This window comes from Chlorogloeopsis sp. ULAP01, assembly GCF_030381805.1.
GTDB lineage: Bacteria > Cyanobacteriota > Cyanobacteriia > Cyanobacteriales > Nostocaceae > Chlorogloeopsis.
Genome location: NZ_JAUDRH010000002.1, coordinates 84,074 through 110,485 on the forward strand (window position 1 = coordinate 84,074; position 26,412 = coordinate 110,485).

At 41.7% G+C, this 26,412-nt stretch carries 24 protein-coding genes; 14 read left to right on the forward strand and 10 right to left on the reverse strand.

All coding sequences use genetic code 11. The features are described 5' to 3' along the window. Positions 1-54: 54 nt before the first annotated feature. The 6 genes from QUB80_RS03920 to QUB80_RS03945 all read right to left on the reverse strand — a co-directional run bounded on the left by QUB80_RS03920 (position 55) and on the right by QUB80_RS03945 (position 10,804). Positions 55-4,104, reverse strand: a complete 4,050-nt coding sequence (locus QUB80_RS03920; RefSeq protein ID WP_289788194.1) for a non-ribosomal peptide synthetase — start codon at positions 4,102-4,104, stop codon at positions 55-57. A gap of 148 nt (positions 4,105-4,252) precedes the next feature. Continuing rightward, complete coding sequence (locus QUB80_RS03925; RefSeq protein ID WP_289788195.1) at positions 4,253-5,650, reverse strand: ATP-grasp domain-containing protein; 1,398 nt, start codon at positions 5,648-5,650, stop codon at positions 4,253-4,255. A gap of 31 nt (positions 5,651-5,681) precedes the next feature. Further along, on the reverse strand, positions 5,682-6,521 hold the full coding sequence (locus tag QUB80_RS03930) for an O-methyltransferase (protein WP_289788196.1): 840 nt from the start codon (positions 6,519-6,521) through the stop codon (positions 5,682-5,684). Then, positions 6,521-7,762 carry a sedoheptulose 7-phosphate cyclase gene (locus QUB80_RS03935; RefSeq protein WP_289788197.1) on the reverse strand — a complete coding sequence of 414 codons (1,242 nt, stop codon included), beginning with the start codon at positions 7,760-7,762 and terminating at the stop codon, positions 6,521-6,523. The genes QUB80_RS03930 and QUB80_RS03935 overlap by 1 nt, the downstream gene beginning before the upstream one ends. Positions 7,763-9,247: 1,485 nt before the next feature. Beyond that, positions 9,248-9,796, reverse strand: a complete 549-nt coding sequence (locus tag QUB80_RS03940; protein ID WP_289788198.1) for an RNA 2'-phosphotransferase — start codon at positions 9,794-9,796, stop codon at positions 9,248-9,250. A 39-nt stretch (positions 9,797-9,835) separates the two neighbouring features. Continuing rightward, the gene (locus QUB80_RS03945; protein ID WP_289788199.1) at positions 9,836-10,804 is read right to left on the reverse strand and encodes a threo-3-hydroxy-L-aspartate ammonia-lyase; all 969 of its coding nucleotides are present in this window, start codon (positions 10,802-10,804) and stop codon (positions 9,836-9,838) included. A 168-nt stretch (positions 10,805-10,972) separates the two neighbouring features. On the opposite strand from QUB80_RS03945, the gene QUB80_RS03950 reads away from it, so the two are divergent. The 5 genes from QUB80_RS03950 (at position 10,973) to QUB80_RS03970 (ending at position 17,260) form a co-directional block, all read left to right on the forward strand. Next, on the forward strand, positions 10,973-11,953 hold the full coding sequence (locus QUB80_RS03950) for a helix-turn-helix transcriptional regulator (RefSeq protein ID WP_289788200.1): 981 nt from the start codon (positions 10,973-10,975) through the stop codon (positions 11,951-11,953). A gap of 198 nt (positions 11,954-12,151) precedes the next feature. Further along, positions 12,152-14,923: a TonB-dependent siderophore receptor gene (locus QUB80_RS03955; protein ID WP_289788201.1), complete on the forward strand. Its 2,772-nt coding sequence runs from the start codon at positions 12,152-12,154 to the stop codon at positions 14,921-14,923. A gap of 55 nt (positions 14,924-14,978) precedes the next feature. Next, positions 14,979-15,986, forward strand: coding sequence for an iron-siderophore ABC transporter substrate-binding protein (locus QUB80_RS03960; protein WP_289788202.1), 1,008 nt, complete (start codon positions 14,979-14,981; stop codon positions 15,984-15,986). A gap of 153 nt (positions 15,987-16,139) precedes the next feature. Continuing rightward, positions 16,140-16,424 (forward strand): hypothetical protein, encoded by a 285-nt coding sequence (locus tag QUB80_RS03965; RefSeq protein WP_289788203.1) that lies wholly within the window; start codon positions 16,140-16,142, stop codon positions 16,422-16,424. A gap of 53 nt (positions 16,425-16,477) precedes the next feature. Then, entirely contained in the window at positions 16,478-17,260 is a 783-nt protein-coding gene (locus QUB80_RS03970) for a Uma2 family endonuclease (protein WP_289788204.1), read from the forward strand. 32 nt (positions 17,261-17,292) lie between these two features. Here QUB80_RS03970 and QUB80_RS03975 read toward each other — a convergent pair whose 3' ends face one another. The 3 genes from QUB80_RS03975 to QUB80_RS03985 form a co-directional block, all read right to left on the reverse strand. Beyond that, positions 17,293-17,658 (reverse strand): DUF5615 family PIN-like protein, encoded by a 366-nt coding sequence (locus tag QUB80_RS03975; protein WP_289788205.1) that lies wholly within the window; start codon positions 17,656-17,658, stop codon positions 17,293-17,295. Beyond that, entirely contained in the window at positions 17,648-17,986 is a 339-nt protein-coding gene (locus QUB80_RS03980) for a DUF433 domain-containing protein (protein ID WP_289788206.1), read from the reverse strand. The genes QUB80_RS03975 and QUB80_RS03980 overlap by 11 nt, the downstream gene beginning before the upstream one ends. A gap of 407 nt (positions 17,987-18,393) precedes the next feature. Continuing rightward, on the reverse strand, positions 18,394-18,582 hold the full coding sequence (locus tag QUB80_RS03985) for a hypothetical protein (protein ID WP_289788207.1): 189 nt from the start codon (positions 18,580-18,582) through the stop codon (positions 18,394-18,396). Positions 18,583-18,698: 116 nt separating this feature from the next. Between QUB80_RS03985 and QUB80_RS03990 the strand changes: the two genes are divergently transcribed. From QUB80_RS03990 to QUB80_RS04030, 9 genes are all read left to right on the forward strand, one after another. Then, on the forward strand, positions 18,699-19,607 hold the full coding sequence (locus QUB80_RS03990; RefSeq protein ID WP_289788208.1) for a phosphodiester glycosidase family protein: 909 nt from the start codon (positions 18,699-18,701) through the stop codon (positions 19,605-19,607). A 13-nt stretch (positions 19,608-19,620) separates the two neighbouring features. After that, positions 19,621-20,988, forward strand: coding sequence for a DUF3370 domain-containing protein (locus QUB80_RS03995; RefSeq protein WP_289788209.1), 1,368 nt, complete (start codon positions 19,621-19,623; stop codon positions 20,986-20,988). 130 nt (positions 20,989-21,118) lie between these two features. Continuing rightward, on the forward strand, positions 21,119-21,373 hold the full coding sequence (locus tag QUB80_RS04000; RefSeq protein ID WP_289788210.1) for a hypothetical protein: 255 nt from the start codon (positions 21,119-21,121) through the stop codon (positions 21,371-21,373). Then, the gene (locus tag QUB80_RS04005) at positions 21,357-21,704 is read left to right on the forward strand and encodes an N-6 DNA methylase (protein WP_289788211.1); all 348 of its coding nucleotides are present in this window, start codon (positions 21,357-21,359) and stop codon (positions 21,702-21,704) included. Before QUB80_RS04000 ends, QUB80_RS04005 begins: the two co-directional genes overlap by 17 nt. A gap of 128 nt (positions 21,705-21,832) precedes the next feature. Continuing rightward, positions 21,833-22,123, forward strand: a complete 291-nt coding sequence (locus QUB80_RS04010) for an Eco57I restriction-modification methylase domain-containing protein (RefSeq protein WP_289788212.1) — start codon at positions 21,833-21,835, stop codon at positions 22,121-22,123. Then, positions 22,120-22,599 carry a hypothetical protein gene (locus QUB80_RS04015; RefSeq protein ID WP_289788213.1) on the forward strand — a complete coding sequence of 160 codons (480 nt, stop codon included), beginning with the start codon at positions 22,120-22,122 and terminating at the stop codon, positions 22,597-22,599. Before QUB80_RS04010 ends, QUB80_RS04015 begins: the two co-directional genes overlap by 4 nt. 49 nt (positions 22,600-22,648) lie before the next feature. Next, a complete protein-coding gene (locus QUB80_RS04020) occupies positions 22,649-23,509 on the forward strand; it encodes a helix-turn-helix domain-containing protein (RefSeq protein ID WP_289788214.1) in 861 nt (286 codons plus the stop codon). A 127-nt stretch (positions 23,510-23,636) separates the two neighbouring features. Further along, positions 23,637-24,749, forward strand: coding sequence for an aldo/keto reductase (locus QUB80_RS04025; protein ID WP_289788215.1), 1,113 nt, complete (start codon positions 23,637-23,639; stop codon positions 24,747-24,749). Between the two features lie 84 nt (positions 24,750-24,833). Then, a complete protein-coding gene (locus QUB80_RS04030) occupies positions 24,834-25,337 on the forward strand; it encodes a nuclear transport factor 2 family protein (protein WP_289788216.1) in 504 nt (167 codons plus the stop codon). A 139-nt stretch (positions 25,338-25,476) separates the two neighbouring features. Here QUB80_RS04030 and QUB80_RS04035 read toward each other — a convergent pair whose 3' ends face one another. After that, a complete protein-coding gene (locus tag QUB80_RS04035) occupies positions 25,477-26,397 on the reverse strand; it encodes a LysR family transcriptional regulator (RefSeq protein ID WP_289788217.1) in 921 nt (306 codons plus the stop codon). Between the last annotated feature and the right edge of the window lie 15 nt (positions 26,398-26,412).

Consider the following 26,412-nt stretch of genomic DNA (forward strand, 5'->3'; position numbering starts at 1 on the left):
CAGTCTGTATTTGCATCGGATTTTTTGATGAAATAGTATCACCTGAAAATGGCGTCAAAGGAAAACCGAATCACTTTCAAGGTTTTGGGAAGAACTACTTAGGTAACTTTTCAAACGTTCTGCAAGAGCTTTGACATGAGGCTCCAATATAAATGTGTAATGGTTTCCCGGAACGTTGACAACTTTAATATCCTTTGCTGCCATTACCGATAATAATTCCACCCACACTAAAGTTGGATCGGGAGCCATGATATGTTTCTCACTCGCACGGAAGACAGTAACTTTTCCTGGGTACGGCTGTCGTACATAGGAATAAGTAGCTTTGAGAGTACCAACCAATACATCAAGAATCCGGCGATTTTTACTGCGTTCAACTCCTGGTGGAAATATCTTGGCTTTTCTTGCTTTTTCAACAATGTAATCCAGTCGTTCATCAACACTCAAATGTTGTATTTCTTGAGGTGTAACAAGATTATCTTGCCCAAACATTCCACCAAATACTCTGGAAAGTACTCCTACCAAGTACTTGTTGTCAATCTTTTTGTTTGGATCGAGAATAATCGGTACATAAGAATCTAGTATTGCTAACAAAGATACTTCCTGTCCTTGTTTATGCAACTGCTGGGCAATTTCGTATGCTACAATGCCCCCAAATGACCAACCACCAATTTGATAAGGGCCATAAGGTTGAAATTTACGGATGGCTTCTACATAAAGACTTGCCATATCCTCGACTCGCGTCAAAGATTCTTCATTCTCATTGAAACCTTGAGCTTGCAACCCGTAAAAGGGTTGATCTGTACCTAAATAACGTGCCAGATTGAAATAACACAGAACGTGTCCACCCGCAGGATGCACACAGAAGAATGGTTGTTTATTTCCTTTTGGCTGGATGGGAATTAGGGGCGAGTTATCAGTTTGCTCGGAACTCAAATGTAGAACCTTGGCTAATTCCTCTATTGTCGGATTAGTCAAAAGCGTAGATAAGGACAATTCTTTACCAAATTGCTGCTCAATAGCAGCTATTAAATAAATAGCTGATAGAGAAGTACCACCAATTTCAAAGAAATTATCTCGAACACCTACTGATTGAACACCTACAATATCTAACCAAATTTTTGCTAGTTCCCTTTCAGTATCATTACATGGCAGTACAGAATCTTGATTTTGGCTAGAGCTGAAAAGATTTGGTTTTGGCAAGGCACGACGATCTAGTTTGCCACTAGGAGTCAAGGGCAACGCTTCGAGAATGACAAAAGCCACTGGCACCATGTAGTCTGGTAGCTTCTGTTTGAGGAATTCACGCAGGCTTTTAGGAGTAGGTTTTTCTTGTTCAGTCGTGATATAAGCTACAAGTTGTTGATCACCTGGGCGATCGCATCGAACAATTACTACTGCTGCCCGTACTTGGCAATGCTGGGATAAAGCGTTTTCAATTTCCCCTAGTTCTATTCGTAAACCACGAATTTTTACTTGATAGTCAGTTCTGCCAATATATTCTATGTTGCCATCGCTTAAGTAACGAGCCAAGTCTCCTGTTTTATACAAACGACTCTCTTTTACCTTGTCAAATGGATTGGCAATAAATTTTTCCTGAGTTAAATCTGGACGATTGAGGTAACCTCTTGCAACTTGAACCCCCCCAATGTGCAATTCGCCAACAACACCAATAGGTGCTGGTTGGAAATGAGAATCGAGAATGTAAATCTGCGTATTGGCAATAGAACGACCAATAGGTACAGTTTTTAGATTACTCTCTTTTTGACACTGCCAAGCAGTAACATCGATCGCTGCCTCTGTAGGGCCGTAAAGATTATATAATTTACATTGCAAACACTGGAAAAATCTTGCTTGCAAATCCAATGGCAAGGCTTCACCGCTACATATAACTCGTTTGAGGCTGCTGCATTGTTTCACATCACGGCTGTCTAGAAACACCTGCAACATTGAAGGGACAAAATGGACGGTGGTAATTTGCTCTTGAATAATCAGCTTAACCAAGTAAGTGCTATCTCGATGCCCTCCTGGTTTTGCAACTACTAAACGTGCGCCATTTAACAAAGTCCAAAAGAACTCCCAAACGGAAACGTCAAAACTAAATGGAGTTTTTTGCAGTATTGTGTCTGTAGAAGCTAGTTGATATGCTTGTTGCATCCACAACAAACGATTGCAAATTCCCCGATGGGTATTCATTGCACCCTTGGGTTTGCCAGTAGAGCCAGAAGTGTAAATTACATATGCTAAGTTATCAGGTTTGACATCACTGATTGGGTTGGTATTTTGTTTCCGAGAAGTTTTCTCTCTGTCTTGATTTAAACAGACAATTTGTGCTTGATGGTTAGGTAGTAGAGCCAGTAATTTCTGTTGAGTTAACAATACACTTACTTGAGAATCAGCCAATATATAAGCCAGACGCTCTGGAGGATACTCTGGATCTATTGGTACATAGGCTCCACCTGCTTTGAGAATACCTAAAAGCCCGACTACCATCTCTACAGAGCGTTCCACACAAATACCTACCAGTACCTCTGGTTTGACTCCGAGATTTTGCAAGTAATGTGCTAGTTGGTTTGCTCTAGCATTTAGTTCCTGGTATGTAAGTTGCTCTTCTTCAAAAGTAACAGCAATCGCCTCTGGAGTTTTTTCTACTTGAGCCTCAAATAATTCATGCAGACATCGCGACAAATCGTAATCTCTAACTGTGGAATTCCACTCTACGAGTAATTGATGTTTTTCGCGATCGCTTAATAATGGCAGTCGAGCAACCGACTCTTGAGGATTAGCTATGATTGCTACTAATAAATTTTGTAAGTGTTCGCCAGCGCGGGCAATAGTATCTACATCTAGCAAGTCAGTATTGTAGTGCAGGAAACAAATCAGCGATTTTTGAGATTCTAGTATTTCTAAACTTAAATCGAATTCTGTTCTTTGCTGAGGAATTTCAAAATACTCTAATTCTCTATTATTTTCATCAAATAACTTAGAAATAATTTTCAATTCATGCAAATTGTGATAAGCAAATCCCACCTGACAAATGGGAGGATGACTTAATTGAGAATTAAGTTGGAGTTGCCTAACTAAAAGAGGAAATGGATATGGTTGATGAGAAATAGTTTCTGCTACGGTAAATTGTACTTGGCTAAGATATTGTTGGAAACTCACATCACCTGAAATATGCGTCCTTACAACTGCTGAATTAGCAAAATTACCAACTACATTTTTAAATTCAGATTGATATCTTTGGGTTAATAAACCTACCAGGATATCTTCCGTCGCCGTATAACGATGTAGTATTATCTGAAATGCAACCAGCACAACAGTTGATAAATCAACGTCTTCTGTAGTGGCAAAATACTTTAGTTTGTCAGTAATTTCTGGAGAAATACTAAATTTATAGCACGCACCTTTATAACTTCTGATCGGCGATCGCGATCGCGCACTTGGCAGTTCAAGAGTAGGTAATTCTCCTGTCAAACGTTGTTGCCAGTAATGCCAAAGGTGCTTGCCTTCGGAACTATTAAGCAGATTGATTTCTTGCTGTACATAATCTTGATAGGAACTGCTCAGGGATGACAAGCTGATAGCTATATTGCTTTTTAGTTGATGATATAAAGTGAAAAGTTCATCTAAAAGTAATAATAATCCCCATTGATCACAGGCAATACAATGTACTACCAGCAATAGGACGTGATTTGTCGGCGTGCGACGAAATAAACTCATTCGCATAACCGAACCGACTGCTAAATCAAAAGGATGTTGGCTAGACTCTAATATTTTTTCTTCTAATTTATCTTCACCCCAGTTTGAAGCATCAACAAAATTTATCTCGGCGGTTGTGGTAGCAAGTACCTGTTGTACTAATTCACCTTGCTTATCTATATAAGCAGTATGCAAAGACGGATGACGCTCAATAAGTTTTTCAAATGCCTGCTGGAGACACTCAACATCTACCTGCTGCCGCCAATGAATTGCAAAAGTTATTTTATCTATACAACTTTGTGGTTCTAACTTATACAAAAACCAAGCTTTGCGCTGTGTTTCAGAAAGGGGAAATTCTTTGATTGAATCTGTAGAAGATACTAAATTTATTTCTGTAGTCTGCATACGCAAAAGCTTTTATTTCTAGTCTGTACAAAGTCGCAAGTCAGTCTAATGTGTCTTTGCGGTTTTTTAATAACCACAAAGACTTTAATAAAACACAAATCAATATATAGTTCGTAGTAGCGCTTAAGCGCTGACTACAAACCTATGTTTAATCTCCTCCTAATTCCACAAGTTTACCAATGTTGAAATCTATCCTCGTCCAGCCCTTCAGCCGCCACAAATTGTTAATTAATAACAAGGGAATTTGCCAGTGATGCAACATCAAAAATGGCAATGGATCGTCCAGTTTGTAGATAGCATCAGTACCTCGCAATATATTCCGAATCCAAGTTTGTAATTGTGCTAAGGAACGAATACCAGTCAATCGCCAAACTTCGTGATACAGCCAGTAAGTCGGTTTACTACTTAACAGTGGTTGCAAGGGTTCTGTCATTACTTCTTTGCCAAGATAGGCTTCTGCAACTCCTGGGTGATCGTGAAATGTGGTAATTGCAGAATGAGTGCGGGGATTACATTCAATCGCGTAAACACTACCGTCTTCCGCTTGGATGAAGTCAAAGGAGATTTGTCCGGTAATTCCCAACCCTTTGACAAATCGTGCAATCCATTCACTAATTTGGGGGTGATCTATGTGTTCGTAATTGACTTGAAAAGCTGAAGATTCACAACAACAGTGCAATCTAATTTCTCCATCCCGAACTGTGCTATGAGTGCAAAATTCTTTGCCAGGAATAAACTCTTGCATAATCCAAGGCTTCTCGGCACTGATTGGCAAACTTCTGACGAATGCCTCTGTCTCTTCAGGTGTGTCGCAGGGAAGTTTGGTTAAATCTAAACGTCTCACCGAGTCGTAAGGAATACTCTTGAGGATGTATTTACGAGCTTCCTGGGAAAAGTCGAAATTTAGGACTTGTTCAGGAGAGGTAATTTTGAAAGATTTGGGAACCGATAACCCAAGCGATCGCGCTTTCTCGCTGAAGGCAAATTTATCATCCAGCATTTGGGTAACGGCTGCATCGAAGTGGAAAACTTCGCAGTATTGGGATAATGCTGGTTTAGCCAGTGAGTCGTAGTAACTGGCAATTGGACTTGTGACTGGAATGTAGACATCAATATTTTCTTTCTCAATGATGTCTATCAAAGCCTGAGTATAGGCTTGGGGATCTTGCTGTGGTACAGAAGTGGTATAAAAATTGTCCACAGCTTTGGAAAAACGATGACCTGATAACCAGTACTTGTGGGTTTCTAGGAGTACAACTCGATGTCCAGCCGCATGGAATAACCTGGCGAGTTGTAATGCTTTGGTCATCTTGGCACCACTAATCAGGATATTCTTGCTATCGGTAGTAATTATTCGTTCTTTTTGGAACAAACTAGTCAGCGTATTCCACAGTAAAGATACCAGAACGATGGTAGCGTTGATTGGCAATGCCAGTAAGAGCAATGTCAAGGTGCCAAGATTCTTGAGAAGGACATTGATTTTGCCCTCTACCGCTAAAGGTTGGACTGTGGATTGAGATTCGGTAAAAGAAATCGATTGTGCCATAGGCGTGTGAGGCTGAAAGCAAGTTTATGGACTAGGCTCTTAAGCGCCGAATAATCGTTAAGCCATCACGCAAAGGCAATAGCACTTGTTCGACACGAGAGTCAGCAGCAACAACGCGGTTAAATTCGGCAATTGCTGCACCGTTAGGAGTATGTTCTGTTGCAGGAAGATATACCTGTCCTTGCAGAAGAGTGTTGTCTACGCAGATAAATCCTTCTGGAGCTAACAAATTCTTATCCAACAAGCTATGAAAATACTCCACGTATTCCCGCTTATCAGCGTCTATGAACACAAAGTCAAATGTCTCTCCAGCCGCAGCCAATCTATTTAAAGTTTCCAGTGCTGCACCCAATTCTACACGGATTTTACTCCCGTGGGAAGATTGACTAAAGGCTGCTTGAGCAAACTCTGCTGTATACGGATCAACCTCACAAGCTACCAGTTCTCCATCGCTTGGTAGTGCTTCTGCCATCGCTAGTGCAGAATAACCAGTAAACATACCGATTTCTAGCACTCTTTTAGCTTTCGTCATGTGAAGAAACATTTTTAGGGTTTGCCCTTCCACATGTCCAGAGAGCATTTCCTGTTCTAGCGGACGTACTGTTGCTCCTTCGCTGAAGCGTTGCGTCCAGGCTTCATGGGCAGTTTTCTTTGCTAAGGCAGCCAGAGCAGGTGATTCATCGGTGGTATATTTTTCTAAGTATGGATCTAAGCCTGCTGCCAAAAGCCATGCCTGATTGAGGTTTTCTTTGAGATCAGCAGGCAAGTCTGGAAGTTGATCGAGTTTCTTGACTATGCTTTCTAACTGCTGTGCCAGAATTCCTACAGGTGTTACAGGTCTGGCGGTAGGTTTTTCTACAACATTAGTCATTATTTTTCACTTCCCACAAGTTCTGGCTCTGGCTGATAGTTAACTGGATATACATCTATACCATCACCACCACGGGGATAGGTTGCACACAGTTGTCTGTGTTCAGCCAAAGCTATGGCTAATTCTTCACGAGTCAAGTCATTGACAAAGAAGCAAGAACCAATCGGTTTGGGCATAGCAGCACGTTGCTTGCCATCTCTTGTTAAGGTAATGGATTGGGTAGCACGCCACAGCAATTCTTCATCTAGGAGGGGATGATCGAGAGCAAGTCCTAGACGGCTCATCAATCCCAGGATGCGATCGCGTTCTTGGATTGTGATATAATCTCTTTTGGCAGCGATCGTAGCAGATAAAGCCATATCTATATTGACTGCATGACCGTGGAAGATAGGTACGCGGGGTGCAAGTTCTAAGGTTGGACTCCAAGTATGACCGTAAGCAATCACCCGATCAAGATCTAATTCATGCAAGTTGGGAACTTCCAACTCCAACATGGTTTTGATTGCTTCGTAGGTAAGTTTATGAGCTACTTCCTTGATGTCTTCTGTTGCGTCCAGATGCCCAAAGTGGGTATCCAGCAAATCTTTGCCATGCTCCTCTAATAACTCAAAAACTTCTTTGTTTGCAACCACAGCAATTTTTACTAGTTCTGCCATCCCATTACGTACTTGATCTGTGGGTAAGGTACGCAGGAAGGAAAAGTCAAGTATTACTTTTTTAGAAGCATGATATGCACCTAAACGGTTTTTGAGCTTCTTGTGGTTAACTGCAACCTTGATAGCCACACTGGCATCAATCAAACCGATGAGAGTTGTAGGAATGCGAATGTAATTGGAACTGCGACGGTAAGCTGAACAAGCAAAACCAGCGACATCTGTAGTTAGTCCACCACCAATCACAAGTACAGGCTCTTTGCGAACCAGCCTGAACTCTGCAAAAGCATCTATAATTTTCTCGAAAGATTGAATAGTCTTGTTTGGTTCGGTAATAGTAATCGGAAAAACCGTCAGATCAATGCCGTGATACTGAAAATACTCCTGCATTTTGCTGCTATAGAATTTATAAACATTGGCATCTACAACAGCCAAGCAGCGTCCAAAGCTTTTGTAACATTCAGCCAATTCTGGATTTTGGAGATTGAAAACTCCATCCACATAAACGAGGCTATATTCAATCTTCTCGTAACCTTCAACATGAAAAGCAGATTCAGTAGCTTCTAGCTTTGCCTGAACTATACTCATGATTTTTTGATCCTTAGTGATTGAAAACCGAATAATTTATTCCCATCCAAGTTATGAATTGGGGTTTACAGAGACTAATATCTCTACTGTTACAAATTACTTACTTGCAATTCCCAACCTCAATCTACAGTTTCTTTGCTCTTACAAAGAAGTTCATTGCTAGGGCAACCAGGACTATCTATTTTATTGAGAAACTAGCGTGTTGACTATCCAAATCCACACTTTTAGTCAGAGCGCACTTTGTATTCTATACAGCCCAACAGTAATTACATAAGTATTGACTGAAATTCAAAACTTATTTCGCTTCTCAATAGCACGGATACTTCATACTGTTCCTCGATGAGAGAGTCCTGTTTCCCAGACAAAATTGCGGACATAGGGTTTTATCGAAATTGGGAATTGATCACAAAAACCTAGAGCAATTAACTAAATTGCTCAACGCGTATCCTGAATTTTACATTTCTAAACATAACATTAATTTACCAAATGTGTACCAAAAATTTCAGCAATATTTGGTAGGTAATGCCATATTTAAATTTCATTCTTTAGACAGATGAAGAAGTAATTAAATTTAACCACAAGCAGCATCAATTAAGGTTTTATCAATAAAAGACAAAACCCTAATCTTTACTCTGCCAAGAATAAAACCATTATAAGAAATACAAATAGATGGCTTGTCTTCTCAGAGTATGAGAATGAAATATGAGAAATGAAATTTTTTGCGTCGAGAAAATTTTACTGACAGAACTTATTGTCGGCTTCTACTTCTAAGATTTTCAGGGGTAAAGAAATATTCCTCTTGCCCATCTCCCGGCTTCCACTTCAGATTACAACCGAGATTGACGTTTAAGTTAGGATTTAATGGCTTGCACATTACTCTTGAACCTTGAAGCTGGATAAGAACAGTCGTTAGTCCATCTACTAAATATTCAGTAGACTGAAAACCTTGATTAGCAACTATGTTTGAAACTTAAAACAATGGATGTGGCTAAAAGTAAGTAACTAAGAGTGTTTGCAGACAGTAGCAATCAACTGATTGCTATGAGATTCTAGTAGATCTGAGTCAAGCCTGTCGTAAAAACTAAGATGACTCAATTATATATGCACGCTTTTAAAATTTCAAAGCAGAACATTGTCACTTTCTGTCAAGTAAATAGTGACCGTAAAAAAAGAAATTTATTAAAGAGTGTTACTAACTGTTTACTATACCAAAAAATTGCTTAAAAATAAAAAGCTTCTACTGCAAATCATCTAAATTTTTTTGATAAAAACTCATATCAGTAAAGGGTATTTTATATATCATCAATGATTGATATAATGCAATATTTGTCAATAAGCAATATTGCTCAAAAGTATTTTGACCATACTATTTTCTACAACCAGAGTAACCATAACAAATTACACATTAGTTCTTCTGTCATCTGTCTATGGTTGCATTAACTTTAGATCATGCTAGTGTTATGAAAACAGTCTCTTTTTCATCCACTAGCCAATTTGTTGTAAATACTCCGGTGGCACGTAATCCACCAACCAAACTCCATTCTCAGAACAGTAAAAAATATAACCTGCCTCATGCATTGCTGTTGCATTTACCACAAACACCACAGGTTTTCCGTGTCTTGCACCCACAATTTTTGCTGTCGCCAGATCTGCTGATAAATGGACGTGATGGCGCGACATTTTGCAAAGTCCTGTTTGCAGAATTGACTCAACAGCTTTGTGTCCTGTGCCGTGATAAAGTACATCGGGAGGAACAACTGGTTCTAGTTGCAAATCAACTTCAATACTATGTCCTTGATTAGCACGAATTAAAGTGCCTGTGGAGTCAAAAGAAAAGCGTTTTTTATCATTGTTGGCAACAACTTCATTTAGTTCTGCGCGAGTGATAGAAAACTGATGTTCTTGACAAGCTGCTAATAATTCATCAACCGCAACCCAACCACCAGGAGCAAGTTTAATCCCAAGGCGATGGGGTTGGTGACGCAGGTGTTTGCTGAGATATTTACTAATTTTGACTAAGCGAGAACTTTCCATTCCAATATTTGGGTACAGTTTGCTACCTCCCGTTGTAAATCATAAGAAAAACAATTTACTGGCTTGTATTAAATCCACATTCCCACCACTAATAATCACACCAATTCTCGCACTTGGTGCCTTAACCACATCTTCTAGTAAAGCCGCTACAGCTAAGACTCCAGTCGGTTCCACAACTATTTTTAGGCGTTCCCACAAAAAGAACATGGTGCGAATAATTGCCTCCTCAGATACTGTCACCATATCATCTACGTATTGCAATACCAAAGGAAAAGTAATTTTACCCAAACTGGGAGTACGCACACCATCAGCGATCGTATCTGGATTATTTACAGTGTGCAGAGTTTTGCTGTGAAAGGAACGAGTAGCATCGTCGGCGCATTCCGGTTCTACTCCTATCACTTTACAATTGGGCAATAGGGCTTTGGTGGCGATCGCACTACCGGAAAGCAACCCACCACCCCCACAACACACTAACAGTAAGTCTAATTCACCGACTTCCTCAATTAGTTCTTTGGCTGCTGTACCTTGTCCCGCTACTATATGAGGATGGTCGTAGGGAGGAATCATAATTAAACCCCTTTCCTGTGCTAAAGTTTGGGCTAATTCTTCCCTGTTTGTTTTTTCACGGTTATACAAAATGACTTCAGCTCCGTAACCACGAGTAGCCGCTTGCTTGACTGCGGGGGCATCATCTGGCATGACGATGGTGGTGGGAATATTTAACAATTTTCCAGAAAGGGCGATCGCTTGGGCATGATTACCCGATGAAAAAGTCACAACGCCTTTTTGTTTTTGTTCTTCTGGTAGTTGAAAAAGCGCATTGTATGCGCCCCGAAATTTAAAAGAACCCGTGCGTTGAAAATTTTCGCACTTGAAAAAGACTAGGCTATTGGTACGTTGGTTAACGGTTGTTGAGGTGAGAACCGGGGTACGGTGAGCAACACTAGCAAGACGCTTGCCAGCAGTTTCGATGTCGGCGAAAGTAACAGAGTTAGGCTTTAACATTGAGAATCGGCGTTGCTGAATTAAATTGCAGACATTAGTTTATCCCGAAACCACAAGGCGGATGTATTTGCATGGGAAGGTGCGCTAGGCGATCGCGTATGAGTATTCCCTTTTTAATTGAAAAATTTTATCATCTATTTAAGATACCAAAGTGACGTAACACAAGCAATGACCATTACTTTAACACTGAAAGAACAAGATGAGCTACACGAAGAAGCTGAACGTCAAAGCTTGCAAAATGTAGAAAAATTTGAAACTATTTCTCAAATATCTAGACAATTAGGCAAAGGCTGTGTCAGAGAGATTGAGGTATATCCAAATCTCTGGCTTTCAATTGATGATTGGCAATATCACGATGATGTCCGTTGTCAAGTACCTGTTGCCGAACATCCCTTACATTTTAATGTTCTACTTTCAGGAAAAAGGAAAAGCGACTACGGAACATTTGGGGAAGGATACACACTCATTTCTGGTGGTGGGATTCAACCTCAAATGACTGAGGAGACTGAGAAATTTCAACATATTTTAGGCGTTCAAATTTTGATGCCACCCTCAATGTTGGCAAATTTTTTCTTTGGAGAAGATGGAGAAATACTTCCTCAGTTAAAAATGCTTGCACGGGATAATGATTGGCAGGAGATACTTTATCTGAAAACGACTCCAGCCCTTCAGGGAATCGCGCAACAGATTATCAACTGTCCCTTTTCTGGCATCACCAAACAGGTATATTTGCAAGGAAAGGTGTTGGAATGGATGGCATTACAGTTAGCTCCACTGATTGCAGATGATAAAAGGCTGCCGCCACCACGCCTCAAGCCAAAAACTATCTCCCGACTTCATCACGCAAGGGAAATTCTACTCTCCCGTTTAGAAAATCCCCCATCAGTATTAGAATTAGCCACGATGGTAGGGGTAAGTCCTCGCACCCTCAAACGCGGATTTCCGGAACTTTTTGGCACAACAGTATTTGGCTACCTAACCGATAAACGCATGGAGTATGCAGAAAAGTTACTACGACAAGGAAACATTACCGTTACAGAAGTAGCCAATCAAGTTGGTTATTCTAACCCAGGACACTTTGCTGCTGCCTTTAAACGTCGGTTCTGCATCACACCAAGGCAGTGTTTAACAGGTAATAAAATAGCGTGATGCCCTTTGTGAGTAAATTAGATACCCTTTGTGAGTAGATTCCATTGCTAGCTCTTTTATATACTCAGCTTTACCAAGTAAACAAAAACTATTTTCAATAATCCCAGGTACACAAATCTTTCTGAGTCAGCTTTTTCAGCAGGTTGAGGGATTTTTGTATTTTGCTTCAAGCGTGGGGAGTTATTTTCAGGAGCTGTTATGAAGGGTTGGCAGTTGTCTGTCGGTATTCGTTTGTGGTTGGTAGTTAGTCTCTCAGGATTTTTAGGTATTGTTTCTATTCAGCCTGGATTGGCGGAAAAATCAGGGAATGAAGAAAATAAATCTAAATCTACATATGTCACCTCTCCAACTCCACAACAGCAGAGAGATTCTAAAATTCCCCAACTGAGTAAGTTGGAAATTCCTATCACTAGTGCTCAACGATTACTAGTACAGTCACCCACGCCAACTAACCCCCCTGTTTCCCCCCTTACCAAGGGGGGACGGAAGGGGGGTGTTGTACAAATCACAGGGGTGAAAGCTAATCCTACCAACAAAGATGTGGAAATAATTTTAGAGACAACTCAAGGAACTCAACTGCAAGTCACAAATCGCAGTAGTGGTAACAATTTTATTGCCGATGTATCTGGTGCGCAGTTGCGTTTACCGTCGGGAGAGGCTTTTATATTTCGTTCCTCTAAACCAATTACGGGAATCACTGAGATAGTTGTTAATAATATTGATGACAATACTGTACGAGTGACAGTGGTAGGTGAGAAGGCATTGCCAACGGTTGAGTTATTTGATGATAATGTAGGGCTGGTTTTTGAGGTAACATCTGCGGAAGTGGCACAAAACCCCACCCCGCCTGCGGCACCCCTCCCCTTACCAAGGGGAGGGGAAGGGGAGGGGTCAGAACAACCAGCAGCACAGCCAGATGAGCCGATTGAGTTGGTGGTAACCGGAGAGCAAGATGGGTATAACGTGTTAGATGCGTCAACTGCCACCAGAACTGACACGCCGATTCGTGATATTCCTCAATCGATTCAGGTAGTGCCGCGACAAGTGCTAGAAGATCGCAACGTCAGAACTGTAACTGAGGCGCTGGAAACAGTCAGTGGTGTAGCTAGTGGTGCTAGAATCTATGGTGGTGCGCCGATTACATTCAAAATTATCAGAGGATTTGACCAGGCGGGTTCGGGGACTGTAAATTTCCGAAATGGTTTGCCAGATGGTGATTTCTACACCCTGACACCCATTGGGACGATCGAACGAGTGGAAGTTCTTAAAGGCCCCGCCTCAGTTTTGTTTGGATCTGGGGAGCCGGGTGGGATTGTCAACACAATCACTAAACAGCCCCTGAGTGAACCCTATTACAGGCTTGGGTTTGAGGCAGGAAATTACGGATTTTATCAGCCCAGCATCGATTTATCAGGGCCTTTAGATACTGACAAAAAGGTACTTTATCGGTTTATTGCCAGCTATCAAGGTTCAAGTGATTTTCAAGGTTTTTCCGATACAAGACTGACGACGATCGCACCCTCAATCACTTTTAAATTGGGAGATCGGACAAATCTAGATCTTTACTATGAGTACACTCACTTTTTTGCCGATCCTGCTGCTGGTCTTTCTACTGCTGTGTTTCTAAGCGATGGCAGTTTAACACCCCGCAACTTTGCCACATACTATCCTAGTTTACAGTCGGTCGATGCCACCTCTCAAAAATTTGGCTACATCCTCAACCACAAGTTTAGCGATCGCTGGCAGATTCGGAATAATGTTGCTGTCAGTCTGACTAGTTTTGCAGAAGATGGAGCTACGGGTTTTACACTCACAGATGATCGCTTTTTGGAAGGGTTCGATGTTTCCAGAGCTCAATTTCAGAGAAACAACTATTTTGGACAGATCGATTTGCTTGGGAAGTTTAATACCGGATCGATTTCCCATCAGATTTTAGCGGGTTTTGATTTCAACCGCTTTAGTAATATTGGCGATCGTATTAATGCCGATACACCTCTACCTCCTTTAGATATCCGCAATCCAAATTACAATATTCCAACACCTACATTTTCGACACGTAGTACATTCTCTGACTTTGATTTCGTGAGGCGATCCTACGGTGTATACCTCCAGGATCAGATCGCTTTCAGTGATAATTTGAAATTCTTAATCGGCGGTCGCTATGATTGGGTTTCAACTGACTTTGAAGCAGATGTTAATATAGGGGGAGACGTAGTTGTTTTTCCAACACAGAATGATGGTGCCTTCAGCCCCCGTGTCGGTTTAGTGTATCAGCCCAGCGAAGAAGTTTCTCTCTATGCTAGCTACACTAAGTCTTTTTACCCTATCTCTGGATTTGATAATGTGAATCCGGATGTCAAATTTGATCCGACGAGGGGAACTCAGTATGAAGTCGGTGTTAAAACCGATTTTCTAGACGGCAGGGTTTCAGCAACCTTAGCAGCCTACCAACTCACCAAGACAAATGTTCTCACAACTGTTGTCACAGACGATCCAACTAATCCTGTACGTTCGATTCAAACCGGGGAGCAACGCAGCCGAGGAATTGAGTTAGATATTACAGGTGAGATTTTGCCTGGATGGAAAGTCACTGCTGCCTATGCCTATACCAATGCAGAAATCACTGAAGATGAAACTTTTCCGGTAGGTAATCGATTGCCAAACGTGCCAGAGAATCAAGTCAGTCTTTGGACAACCTATGAGATTCAGAAGGGTGATTTGAAAGGTTTGGGATTTGGTTTAGGGCTATTTTATGTGGGTGCGCGGCAAGGAGATTTGGATAATTCCTTTGAATTAGACGATTACTTCCGTACCGATGCAGCGCTTTATTACCGGAGAGATGGTTTTAATGCAGCGATTAATGTGCGTAATGTCTTTGATATAGACGCTGCCGCATTTGCCTTCAGCAGGACGTATGTTCAAAGAACCGAACCCTTTACAATCATTGGTTCTATCAGTTGGGAGTTTTAACTGGCTTTGTGGTTAATCTTTAATTCAATGACACACCATAACACAGTTCAATTTTGTGAACTACCTCAAAACGAGCTTGATGAGAAACCCAACGCATAGATTGAAAAAGTTATTTCTTTTAGTAGCTTTTTCCTTCCTTTTAATTACAGCTTGTTATAGCTCAATTACTCAGAAACCTGATATTTCAAAAAAACAATTAGCCACTTCTGAGTGTCGAGTAATTCAACACAAATTAGGTGAAACTTGTATTCCCTTGAAACCGCAACGCATTATTGCATTAGAGGACGCCTGGATCGTAGATCCCTTGTTAGCTCTTGGTATCAAACCAGTGGGTACAGTAACCTTTGCCAAACAAGTAAATGTAAATTTTCGTGGGTTGTCTGCTGATGAGCTTGCAGGAATTGAGATAGTTGGAAATGGAGGTCAACCTTCTCTAGAGAAAATTCTTAAGCTCAAACCGGATTTAATTTTATCATTCAACGACCCCTTTGATAGTAACAATTACACACTGTTATCACAAATTGCCCCTACAGTACCAATAGAATTTAACAGAGTCAGACATTCTTTTAAGGATAACCTTCGATTCATTGCTCAACTAGTAGGTCGAGAAGAAAAAGCAGAAAAAATTCTCCTTCAATATCAAGAGCGAATTAAAGAATTACAGAAAATATTAGTGAATAATAATCTAGCTCAATCGAAAGTTTCTATTATTGAATATTTGGGAGGTAATACTTTTGAATTGCAAAGAAGCGACATCATATACTTTCAGATTTTCAGTGACATTGGTTTAGATATGCCACATAGACCTATAAATCCTGATGATTCTGTCTTATTTAATATAGAAGTTATTGATAAATATGATGCTGACATTCTATTTTTTGTGAGTGTAAATGGCAACAAAGAAAAGTTATCATCTCATTTTAATGGTATTTTATCTTCACTAAACGCAGTTAAAAATAAGCGAGCGTACATAGTAGATCCATATTTATGGTGGGTATATGGCCCTTTGGGAGTAAATAAATTATTAGATGAGCTTCCTAAATATTTGCTAGAAAGTGTATGAAATTTCTATTTTCCTGAAAATTTACTTAATCAATTAAACACTCTGTGCATCACTCGATTACCACTAACAGTGCCATATAAGCATTAACTAACCGATTTTACCCTCAGTGGTAGTTCGGATAATGCGATTTGGTTAGCAAAAGTTGCTCCTAATGTGCAAAGACGGGTTTTTGCAGCGCGATCGCTTCTTTTACAATTAGCTTCAGCTGCCTCAGTTTTGATTGCAGGGCCATTAGCAGATAATGTGTTTGTACCTGCATTTAGTGAAGGAGGTAGCCTTGTTGGTATTTTAGGAGGAATATTTGGGACTGGCACTGGTGCGGGAATAGCAATGTTATATGTGATCTGTGCAATATGTATGTTTTTGATTGGTTTAATAGGGTTTCGTGTATCTTCACTCCGAAATTTGGAAAAACTATATCTGACTATGATGAAGTAACAGTTTAAACTGAATTGAATGTAGCATCATGGGTGAGATGCCGATTTACGCCTATGACTTCCCAATCTATTCCCCCGCTTCCTCCTCAGCAAACTCTGCCGACAATGTATGATTTACCAAGCGAGAACCCTGAGGAACCCGGCTTGCCAGACGATTTTCACTTTTTACAACCGTTACTACTGTTTTTAACCTTTTTACCTGTAAATTGGAATCCCGAACTAGTTTACAGCGCCGCCGATCTCAATCTCTACTACGATGTTCGCCATCCCTTGCGGTACAAACGTCCCGATTGGTTTGGTGTAGTGGGAGTGCCAAAATTATATGCAGGGACAGATTTACGTTTGAGCTATGTAACTTGGCAAGAAGGTGTAAATCCCTTTGTTGTCGTTGAATTGTTATCTCCAGGTACAGAAGCCGAAGATTTAGGCGAAACAAACACTGAAGTAGGGCAACCTCCTACAAAATGGGAAGTGTATGAGCAGATTCTCCGGGTTCCCTACTATGTAGTTTTTAGTCGCTATACGAATGAACTTCAGGGATTTCACTTAGTTGGCGGTCACTATGAACCCATGACTATTACCGAAGAGAGATTGCTAATGCCAGAATTAGGCTTGAGTTTGAGATTATGGCAAGGTTCTTTTCGTAACATTGAGCGGTGGTGGTTGCGGTGGTGTACCTTAGACGGGGAATTGATTCCTATCCCGGAAGAGGAAGTAGTGGCTGCACGACAAGAAGTTGAGCAAGCAAAACAAGAAACTGAGCAAGCGAAACGACGTGCAGAACAATTAGCTGAACGCTTGCGTCAGTTGGGCATGAATCCTGATGAAGTAACATAGGCCTTTTACATCGCTACATAAGTTTCATAAAACTACCAGGTCAGGGGTAAATACTCAATTCTATCTTGGTACTCATCATCTAATGCAGCCTCAGCTACCAATATCAAGTCTTCTAGAGTCTCACCCATGCTTAAATTCGGATTTAAAATAAAAATACCTGGTATGTGCCGACATTGAGCAATATGTTCCATCAAATGGACAGGCATTGATCGCCGATTATTCGTTACCAAAACAAACCCTGTTGCTTCACACCAAACCAAAATTTCTGGATCAAGGATTCCTTTGGTTGGCGTTGCAGGTTCTCCTACCATTCGCACCACCAAATTTGGGTTTTGCCGCCTCAATTGGCGCACATACTCAGGATCAACATTTTCATCGAATAGATACTTAAGGGGCATTAAAGGAGGAAACCGCTGATTGATGTGCCTTCAACTGTTGCAATCTCAATCTGGCAGGCGATGGATTCTGACGCTGTTGTGTCCGCATCTTTTCTCCATGCTCAATCCAATCTGTCATGTACTGATCTACTGCTTTGCGATTATGCAAATAGTAAAGAATCGTGGCGTAAATCTGTTCCAACGTCAATGAAGAATAAGTTTGAGCAATTTCTTCAGCCGTGCGCGCGCGATAGATGTAATCGTACAAAATAGTCTCAATGCCAATGCGGGTTCCTTTGAGCCGGATATCATAAGGTGCAAGTACTGTGAAATAATCTTCCAGTTGCATAGAGAAAAACCACACTCAATCACTATTACAAAATTATTAATGATGCTATGTGATACAGTTGCTGTTCTAACAACAATTGTTCTCCTATTTTTACATATCAACAAATACTTACAAATGAACAATTAGCTGAACGCTTGCGTCAGTTGGGTGTTAATCCTGATGAGTTAGATTAATAACATAGTACTAAGACCGAATGGCGCTAAGTTAAGCATAACTTGAAGTATGGAACTGCTAAATTGGTAACTCTAGCTGCCTAATTTTTTCCTAACAACGGTGCTGTTTCACCCATGTTTTTAAACACTTTCACATACCTCAATCAGCAGTGAACGCAACCAGTTATGGGCAGGATTTTGCTGATTGCGTTCATGCCACATTACGCCTTTTCCACAAAGCTGTAATTATTCCAATCACCTACAGGTTGATAACCGATCGCTTTCTAGTTGAAACGCACGCGTTGCCATCTTCAATTTATACGATTGACCAGTTAGCGATCGCCATATCTGTGCAAACCCTTGTGCCTCAGCCGTGGGAGCATTAACTCTCGGCAGCGATCGCAATAAGAATTCAGAAGCCAGAATAAATTCTTCATTTATCATATCTTGCGCCTACACCCTATAAGGGTGAGGCTATACAAGCAAAGCCTGCCTATACAGGCTAAAAATACTGGCTTTTCGTGTTATTGATAAAAATATTAAAATTTTAGGTTAGGTAAGTGAAAAAAATCTACTTGTTGGGAGGAAAATTAATTACTTCGATGATGCTGTTGTTGGCATGGAATTCATCACAACAGTTTGGACTCAGAAGTGAGGTAGTACCAATACAAAATTCTTCACAACTCAAAAATATCCGGTACGAGCAGCGCATATTACCGCAAAGTATTGTTCACATTCTCTTAATTCCTCCCAATAGCAAATATTTAATCGTTCCTGCATTATCAACAAAACTAATTCACTTAGAAGAATTTACAACACAATATAAAGCTTTAGCTATCTTAAACGGTGGTTTTTTCGATCCAGTAAATCAAAAAACTACATCAACTGTTGTACTGCAAAAGCAACTGGTAGCCAATCCTAGAAATAATGAGCGCCTCATAAATAATCCTAATCTCAAACCTTACCTTGATAAAATTTTTAATCGTACAGAATTCCGCCGATATCAGTGCGGACAAAATATTCGCTATGATATCGTATTGCGTAGTGAAAAATCACTGCCCGGTTGCCAATTAATAGATGCCTTGGGTGCTGGCCCCCAGTTATTGCCACAATTAACATTAGAGCCAGAAGGCTTTGTAGATCCAATCAACAAAAGAGATGCAATTGGTAGCAACCAACCCAATGCTAGAACGGCTGTGGGGATTAAGAGCGATCGCACTATTATTTTGGTGATGGTTGCCCAAAAGTCAGATTCTCCCACTAACTCAGGGATGTCTTTACCAGCAGTGGCTAATTTGATGAAAAGTTTGGGTGCTGAAAAAGCAATGAATTTAGATGGGGGAAGTTCCTCTTCTCTTTATTATCAAGGTAAGTTTTTTTATGGAAAAGTAGATCGGCAAGGCAATCCGATTAAGCGACCTGTAAAATCAGTTTTACTAGTTCAAGAAATTGTAAAAGCATCTAAGTAAAGTATCTAAATTAATGTTCAACTTTATTCCCTATTTGCCTTTAGCTCAAGCAGCTCCATCTTCCGCAATACTACAACAGGAAATTTTTTACCCCCAACAAACACGTCCTTTACCCGGTCAACTCGACTCAGTACCCGTGTTTAATAGTAATAACCCAGAAGTGGTTAAGACTGAAGGCATTTTACTCTCCACATTTCCCCCACAAGGCAAAAAAGTGCCAGCCGCTCACCTCAACTTTCCATTTCAGGGACGGTTTGATTTATTTTCTCACCATATTGCCAGAGCAATTGAAACTCCCGACGATTTGCGCACTCTTCACTTGGGGGTGATTGTTTATAATCCAAGCGATCGCCCTGTAACTGTAAACATATTACAAGCAGCCAGTTATGTGAGTCAGCCCGATGCGCCTTTTATCAAACTTCCTCCCATGCTAGATAATACCTTGGGAAATATTTACGCCGGGCCGGGCGATCGCGTCATGAATGAAGTGCTGCGGGGAAGACGCCAGCAAGGATGGGCAGATCAATTGGTAATTCCGCCAAAACAGAGCCGGATGCTGATGAATCATCCCATTCCAGTACGCCCTCTGACGCCACCATTAAACGGACGCTCTACTCTCTTGCGTTTAAGCAGTAACGGGCCAGTATATATGGCTAATCTTGCCATGTTTGCCAAACAAAATCAAGATGGCAGTGAGCGATCGCCTTCTTTAGAAGAATGGCAGAATCTATTGGAAAATGGGGATTTCGCCGGGCCGCGCGAACCAGCCCCCAGCCCTCCCGATAACCTAACAGGGCCGGAAATCTACGGTCGGGTAGCAGCCGTCGCCCTTGGTTCTCGCTGGCGATCACAAGTTACCGATGCCAATAGCCTATACTTAGCGATTCCCCAAGCCGGACAAGCTTTTTCCTACGGTTTGAGTACCCTCCTTGCAGGTAAAATGGGTACCGGACAAAACCAAAGTGCCAAACTTTTAGTGCGTTATCCCGGCACTGCTTACGAAGCTCACGGCAACTACGGCATTGAATACAATATCTCTTTACCGTTAATCAATAATACGGATGCTACTCAGACAGTAAATGTGCTGTTTCAAACACCTCTTAAAGAAGACGAATTAAGCAAACCAGGACTGCGCTTCTTGTCACCACCCGAACCACGAGTCTTTTTTCGAGGTACTGTACGTATTCGCTACAATGACGATAAAGGCTTACCCAGAACTAAATATTGGCATTTAGTTCAGCAACGAGGGCAGATGGGAGAGCCACTTACCCAATTAAAAATGGCTCCTGGCGAACGACGATTGGTAAAAGTGGATTTTCTTTACCCACCCGATGCTACTCCTCCTCAAATGTTGACTATCGAAACTTTGGAGAAAAGATAGGGTAGATGGCAGGAGGCAGGAGGGAAGATGTGATGAAATAGTATGGGTTTTACCTGAACTGAGTGCTATTCATTAAGTATGGACTTATTCGACCAACGTCTTACTCAACTAACAGAAACAGAAGCGCCACTTGCAGCGCAGATGCATCCGCGATCACATATTCACTTTTGCGCAAGTGCAGCGCCATCATGCAATTTTAGATATCAATGCGGGTAGTGGTTTCCGTTCATGGTTCAGATCGTCGCGTGGTATGCTGGGTACACTAAAAGCGATCACAATTTACGTTTATATCGGAATTTTGTGGGGAATTGGTGTAGATGCAAACTACTTAAAGCAGTTTTATCAAGACATCCGTTCATTTCAAGCTCGTGAAGACAAACAGTGAACATCCCATCAGCCATGCCAGTAGTTTAGAGTTCCACACCTTGGCGAAACTATCGAGTAAGAACTTACTTGCAGAAGTCGATTTCCGTCGAACAGTAGCAAATTTAAAGCTAACAAAGGACAAAAAGAGTTCAATGGGTCAATTTTTGACTCCCGCTCCAGTAGCGGAATTAATGGCTGGGATGTTTGATAAACTGGATTCTGAAATAACCTTGCTTGATGCAGGAGCGGGAATTGGTTCATTATCAGCCGCTTTTGTGGCAAGGGTATGCCAACATCAAAAGTACACCTCGAAGTTACGTGTTGTCGCCTACGAAATTGACCCTTCCTAATCGGATATTTACATCAGACTTTAGAGTTATGTGAGAGGGTATGTCAAAATGTCGGCATTTCCTTCAACTATGAAATTCGTGAGACTGATTTTATTGCAGATGCAGTCAGTCTGCTTCAGCCTAGTTTGTTGAATGGAGCAAACAAAGCAGAATTTACCCATGCTATCCTCAACCCACCTTATTTAAAAATTAATGCTCACTCTCAGGTTCGTAAATTGTTGCGTGCCATAGGTTTGGAAACTAGCAATCTTTATACTGGTTTTATGGCTGCTACGGCAAAACTCCTAAAATCAGGAGGGGAATTTGTAGCAATTACCCCGCGAACTTTTTGTAATGGAACATATTTCCGTAACTTCCGAAAGATGTTCCTAGAGCGCTACAAATCTTATTGGAGTTGGGTTTTCCACGAGCACAGTTGAACGAACGATCTGCCTTAACGCTGCTTGCACTACTTGACTTGAAGCCAAATGAACCTTGGCGATCGGCTACTTCCCCTTTAATGGGAATTACACCAATGATGGACCTTATGGCTCAACATTATGGCAAAACTTACAAGCCTAACACACGAGAAACAATTCGCCGTCAGACGGTGGATCAATTTTTGGATGCAGCTTTAATAGTTGCGAATCCAGATAATCCGAGCCGTCCTATCAATAGTCTTAAAACAGTGTGCCAGATCGAGGAGAGCGCACTCGAACTATTACGAACCTACGCTACTAACGAATGGGAAAAGAGCCTTCGCACTTATCTTGCTTCAGTAGAAACCCTGAAGAAGCGATATGCTCAAGAGACAGACAAACTACCAAATGTGCTGGTAAAGAACGATTTGTCAGACTCTATCTCTATGAGTGTTGACAAGCAGACTGCTCTTTTAAGAACCTTAGTGTTGACCTAGTACAATCTTAGTTCTAGGTCTTGTACACCACAGGTCATTAGGAGGGGAGATGCAGTCAGATCAGGCAAACGATGACAAACCAGTGTTGAATCTTACCCAGACTCATCGGCAAGATTTAGCAATTTTTCAAGCTCACAACGTTGCCCCCCAAGAACTTGTGGTTGAATCATTGTTTAACCACCTAATTGTTATCCACACGACTCCACAGCCAGTCGAAGTAGTGGAGCGGGCTGACAGCCTTCGATTCAAAGGACTTGCTCAAGCAGGCAGTATTAACATTCACTCAGCAGGCAGCATGGCTTCTTGCCGATGGAGCGAAGCCATTTCCTTTATTCGACTTGATATATCACCTCAATTAATTGAACAAGTTGCAGAGCAGGTAGACACAAAGTCCCATTGCTCCCATGAATTGATCAATATCGCTCATACTGACGATGCGAAAATTCTTCAAATCAGTCAATGGCTTCTAGACGAACAAAAGAATGGTGGATCTGGTGGTCAGCTTTACATTGACTCGCTGCTTAATGTATTAGCTGTTCACTTGCTGAGAACCTACACGACTCAGTTTCGCGAAGCGCGATCGCCTAAGCGCCTAACCCAGGAGCAAGTTTCTCGTACGATCGATTACATGCACGCTCACCTCGACCAGGACATTTCGTTAGAGGTGCTAGCTCAGTCTGTTAATCTTAGCCCATCCCATTTGCGTCGCCTGTTTAAGCAAGCAACAGGAATGGCTCCTCATCAGTACTTGATCAACTTACGAATCAATCGGGCAAAAGAACTTTTGCTCTCTGGTGGCTTTTCTGTCAATGAAGTTGCGGCTGAAGTCGGTTTTGCTGATCAGAGCCATCTGCATCGTCATTTCAAGCGAATTTTTGGAGTTACGCCGAAGACAATTTTTGCAAGCTGAACAATGGTCATTTTGTTCAAAAACCTGCTCGGATCGTTCAAGTCTTCGATAACTGTCTCAACTTATTCTGATGAATGTGAACCGTTGATGCAGGTTCTACAAAAACGAGGTTAACGGAGCAACATTCATGTCTCTCAACGCATATTACACATTAGGACGTTCTGGGTTACGAGTCAGTCGGCTGGCATTAGGTGCGATGACCTTTGGAACCGAATGGGGTTGGGGAGCCGATGAAGACATGGCGCGTCAATTATTTAATACCTATGTTGATGCAGGTGGTAATTTCATTGACACAGCAGATTTGTACACAAACGGAACAAGCGAGTCTTGGATTGGCAAATTTGTTGCAGAACGTGGATTACGCGATCGCGTCGTCATTGCAACCAAGTTTAGCTACAATGCTGAACCGGGGAATCCAAATGCAGGTGGAAATGGACGCAAAAATATTCTGCGGGCTGTGGAAGGTTCACTGAAACGACTAGGAACCGACTATATTGACCTCTACATTCTTCACACGTGGGATCAAATCACACCTGCGGCTGAAGTCATGCGAACTCTTGATGATCTGGTTCAATCTGGCAAAGTGCGGCATATAGGATTGAGTGACACACCTGCTTGGTATGCTGCAAGAGCGCAAACGCTTACCGAGTGGCGTGGTTACGAGCCGCTTAGTACTCTGCAACTGGAATATTCTCTCGTTGAACGAAGCATTGAACGCGAGTTTGTCCCACTTGGGTTGGAACTTGGGATGGGAGTAATGGTCTGGAGTCCTTTAGCGAGCGGGCTTTTAAGCGGCAAATATAAACCAAGTGAGGGTTCATTCACTGGAGAGGGGCGATTGGAAGCCCTCAAAGACAGCCAAAATCCAGCCTTTCAAAAATTTACAGAGCGAAACTGGAAAATTGTGGCGGAACTGGAAAATGTGGCAAAAGAACTGGATCGAAGTATGGCTCAAGTTGCAGTTAATTGGACAGCGAATCGACCAGGTGTTGGCTCAGTAATTGTAGGGGCGACGAAGCTATCGCAATTAGAGGACAATCTCAAAGCATTAGATTTTGAGATTCCCACCGAATTGAACGATCGCCTTGAAGCAATCAGTCACCCTGAACCTCAATTCCCCTACAGCTTCTTCGAGCCAGAAATTCAAGGAATGCTGCATGGAGGTAAGCCTGTCGGCTTGAAGCCAAAAGGATATTATCCCAACGTCTTGATTCAATCAGCGGGTGCTGGAGTGTCCTAAGTAGAACAAATTTAAGCGCGGGTAGACTGGTCTATCACAGTCACCCGTTTTTCAGCGTTAACCTTATATTTGTTAGGAGATCGCATGGTTGATAACAATACAGTGAAAGATTCAGTCATTCAAAAGCTTATTGATCAGGCAGATATTATCCAAACTCTCAATCGTTTTGTATTAAGCATTGATAGTCGTGACTACGCAGCAATGCGAGACTGCTTGACCGATGAGATTAATTTTGATTACTCAGCACTTTTTGGTGCGGTTATGCCTTCATCTGCCGATGAATTGGTTGAGAATGTTCGCAAAAACCATGCGGGGTTTCGGGCCATTCAACACCTTACGGCTAATCACATTGTTACAGTTGACGGAGATAAAGCAACTTGTACAGCCAACTTTGCAGCCCAGCATTTTCTACCAAATGAGCGTGGCGGCAATTTATGGGCAGTCGGAGGGCGGTATGATTACCAACTTATGAAAATTCAGAAGAACTGGAAAATCTATGGATGTAAGATTCATGTTTCTTGGACAGATGGTAATCTTCAGCTATTTGACTTGGCACGTGAGCAGTCCTCCATAACTATCACGGGCTAACAACCGTGTTGCAGCGGACGATTTGGAAGTCTCGGTGGTAATGCAAAGGTTACTCATCGCCGCTGAACACAACCGTTGGGCTGCTTAAGTCATGGTGAGGTCAGTAGTCTGAAGCTTACTTGTTGGTAGCAGGCATAAGTTACTCTGGGCATAACCGTGTAATCAGTTCGCGTAACCATGTGTGTCCAGGATCGCGATCGCTCTTACTATGCCACAGCATATCGACTGAAAACCCTGGCATCTCAAACGGCAAGGGGAAAGCATAGAGATTCCAAGTTTGAGTTAAGGTTGCCACAATCTGGGACGGTATAGTAGCAACTAGCTCTGTACTGACGAGAACAAAAGGTACAATCAAGAAGTTGGGGACAGATACAGCAACGATTCGGCTCAGACCCTGCTGTGCTAGCAATTCATCGACCATCCCTACCATGTCTTCTTTAGGTGAAACCAGTAAATGCGATGCACTAGCGTATTCCTCTATCGTCAATCGTTTACGCTTTTTGAAACGTTCAGCACTAGCAACACAAATGAATGTTTCTAAGTAAAGCGTCTGCTTTTGATGCCAGGATGAAAACTCTGGAAAATATCCTAATGCTAAATCAATTTCGTCTGCATCCAGTAATTTTGGTGCTTTTTGCCAGGTGCTAGAACGGACTTGAACCCGCACATTTGGAGCTATGTGACTAAGTTCTTGTAGAAGCTTAGATAAAAATACAATTTCGGTATAGTCATCCATCCCGATTCGGAAAACGCGATCGCTCGTTTTTGGATCAAACTCTGGCTGGCTACTGACCACTGATTGGATTTGGGTGAGCGCTTCACGGATCGGAACAGCCAGCGCAATCGCTCTCGGTGTGGGCGTAATTCCTTTAGAAGTTTTGATAAACAGATCATCTTTGAATAGCTTGCGGAGTCGAGCCAAGGCATTACTGGTTGCAGGTTGGCTCAATCCAATTTTCTCTGCTGCACGAGTGAGGTGCTGCTCAGTCATCAAGGCATCGAATACGACCAAGAGGTTGAGGTCAATCCCTGCCAATGAGAAATGCTGAATCGACTCCATGATTCACCTGATGAA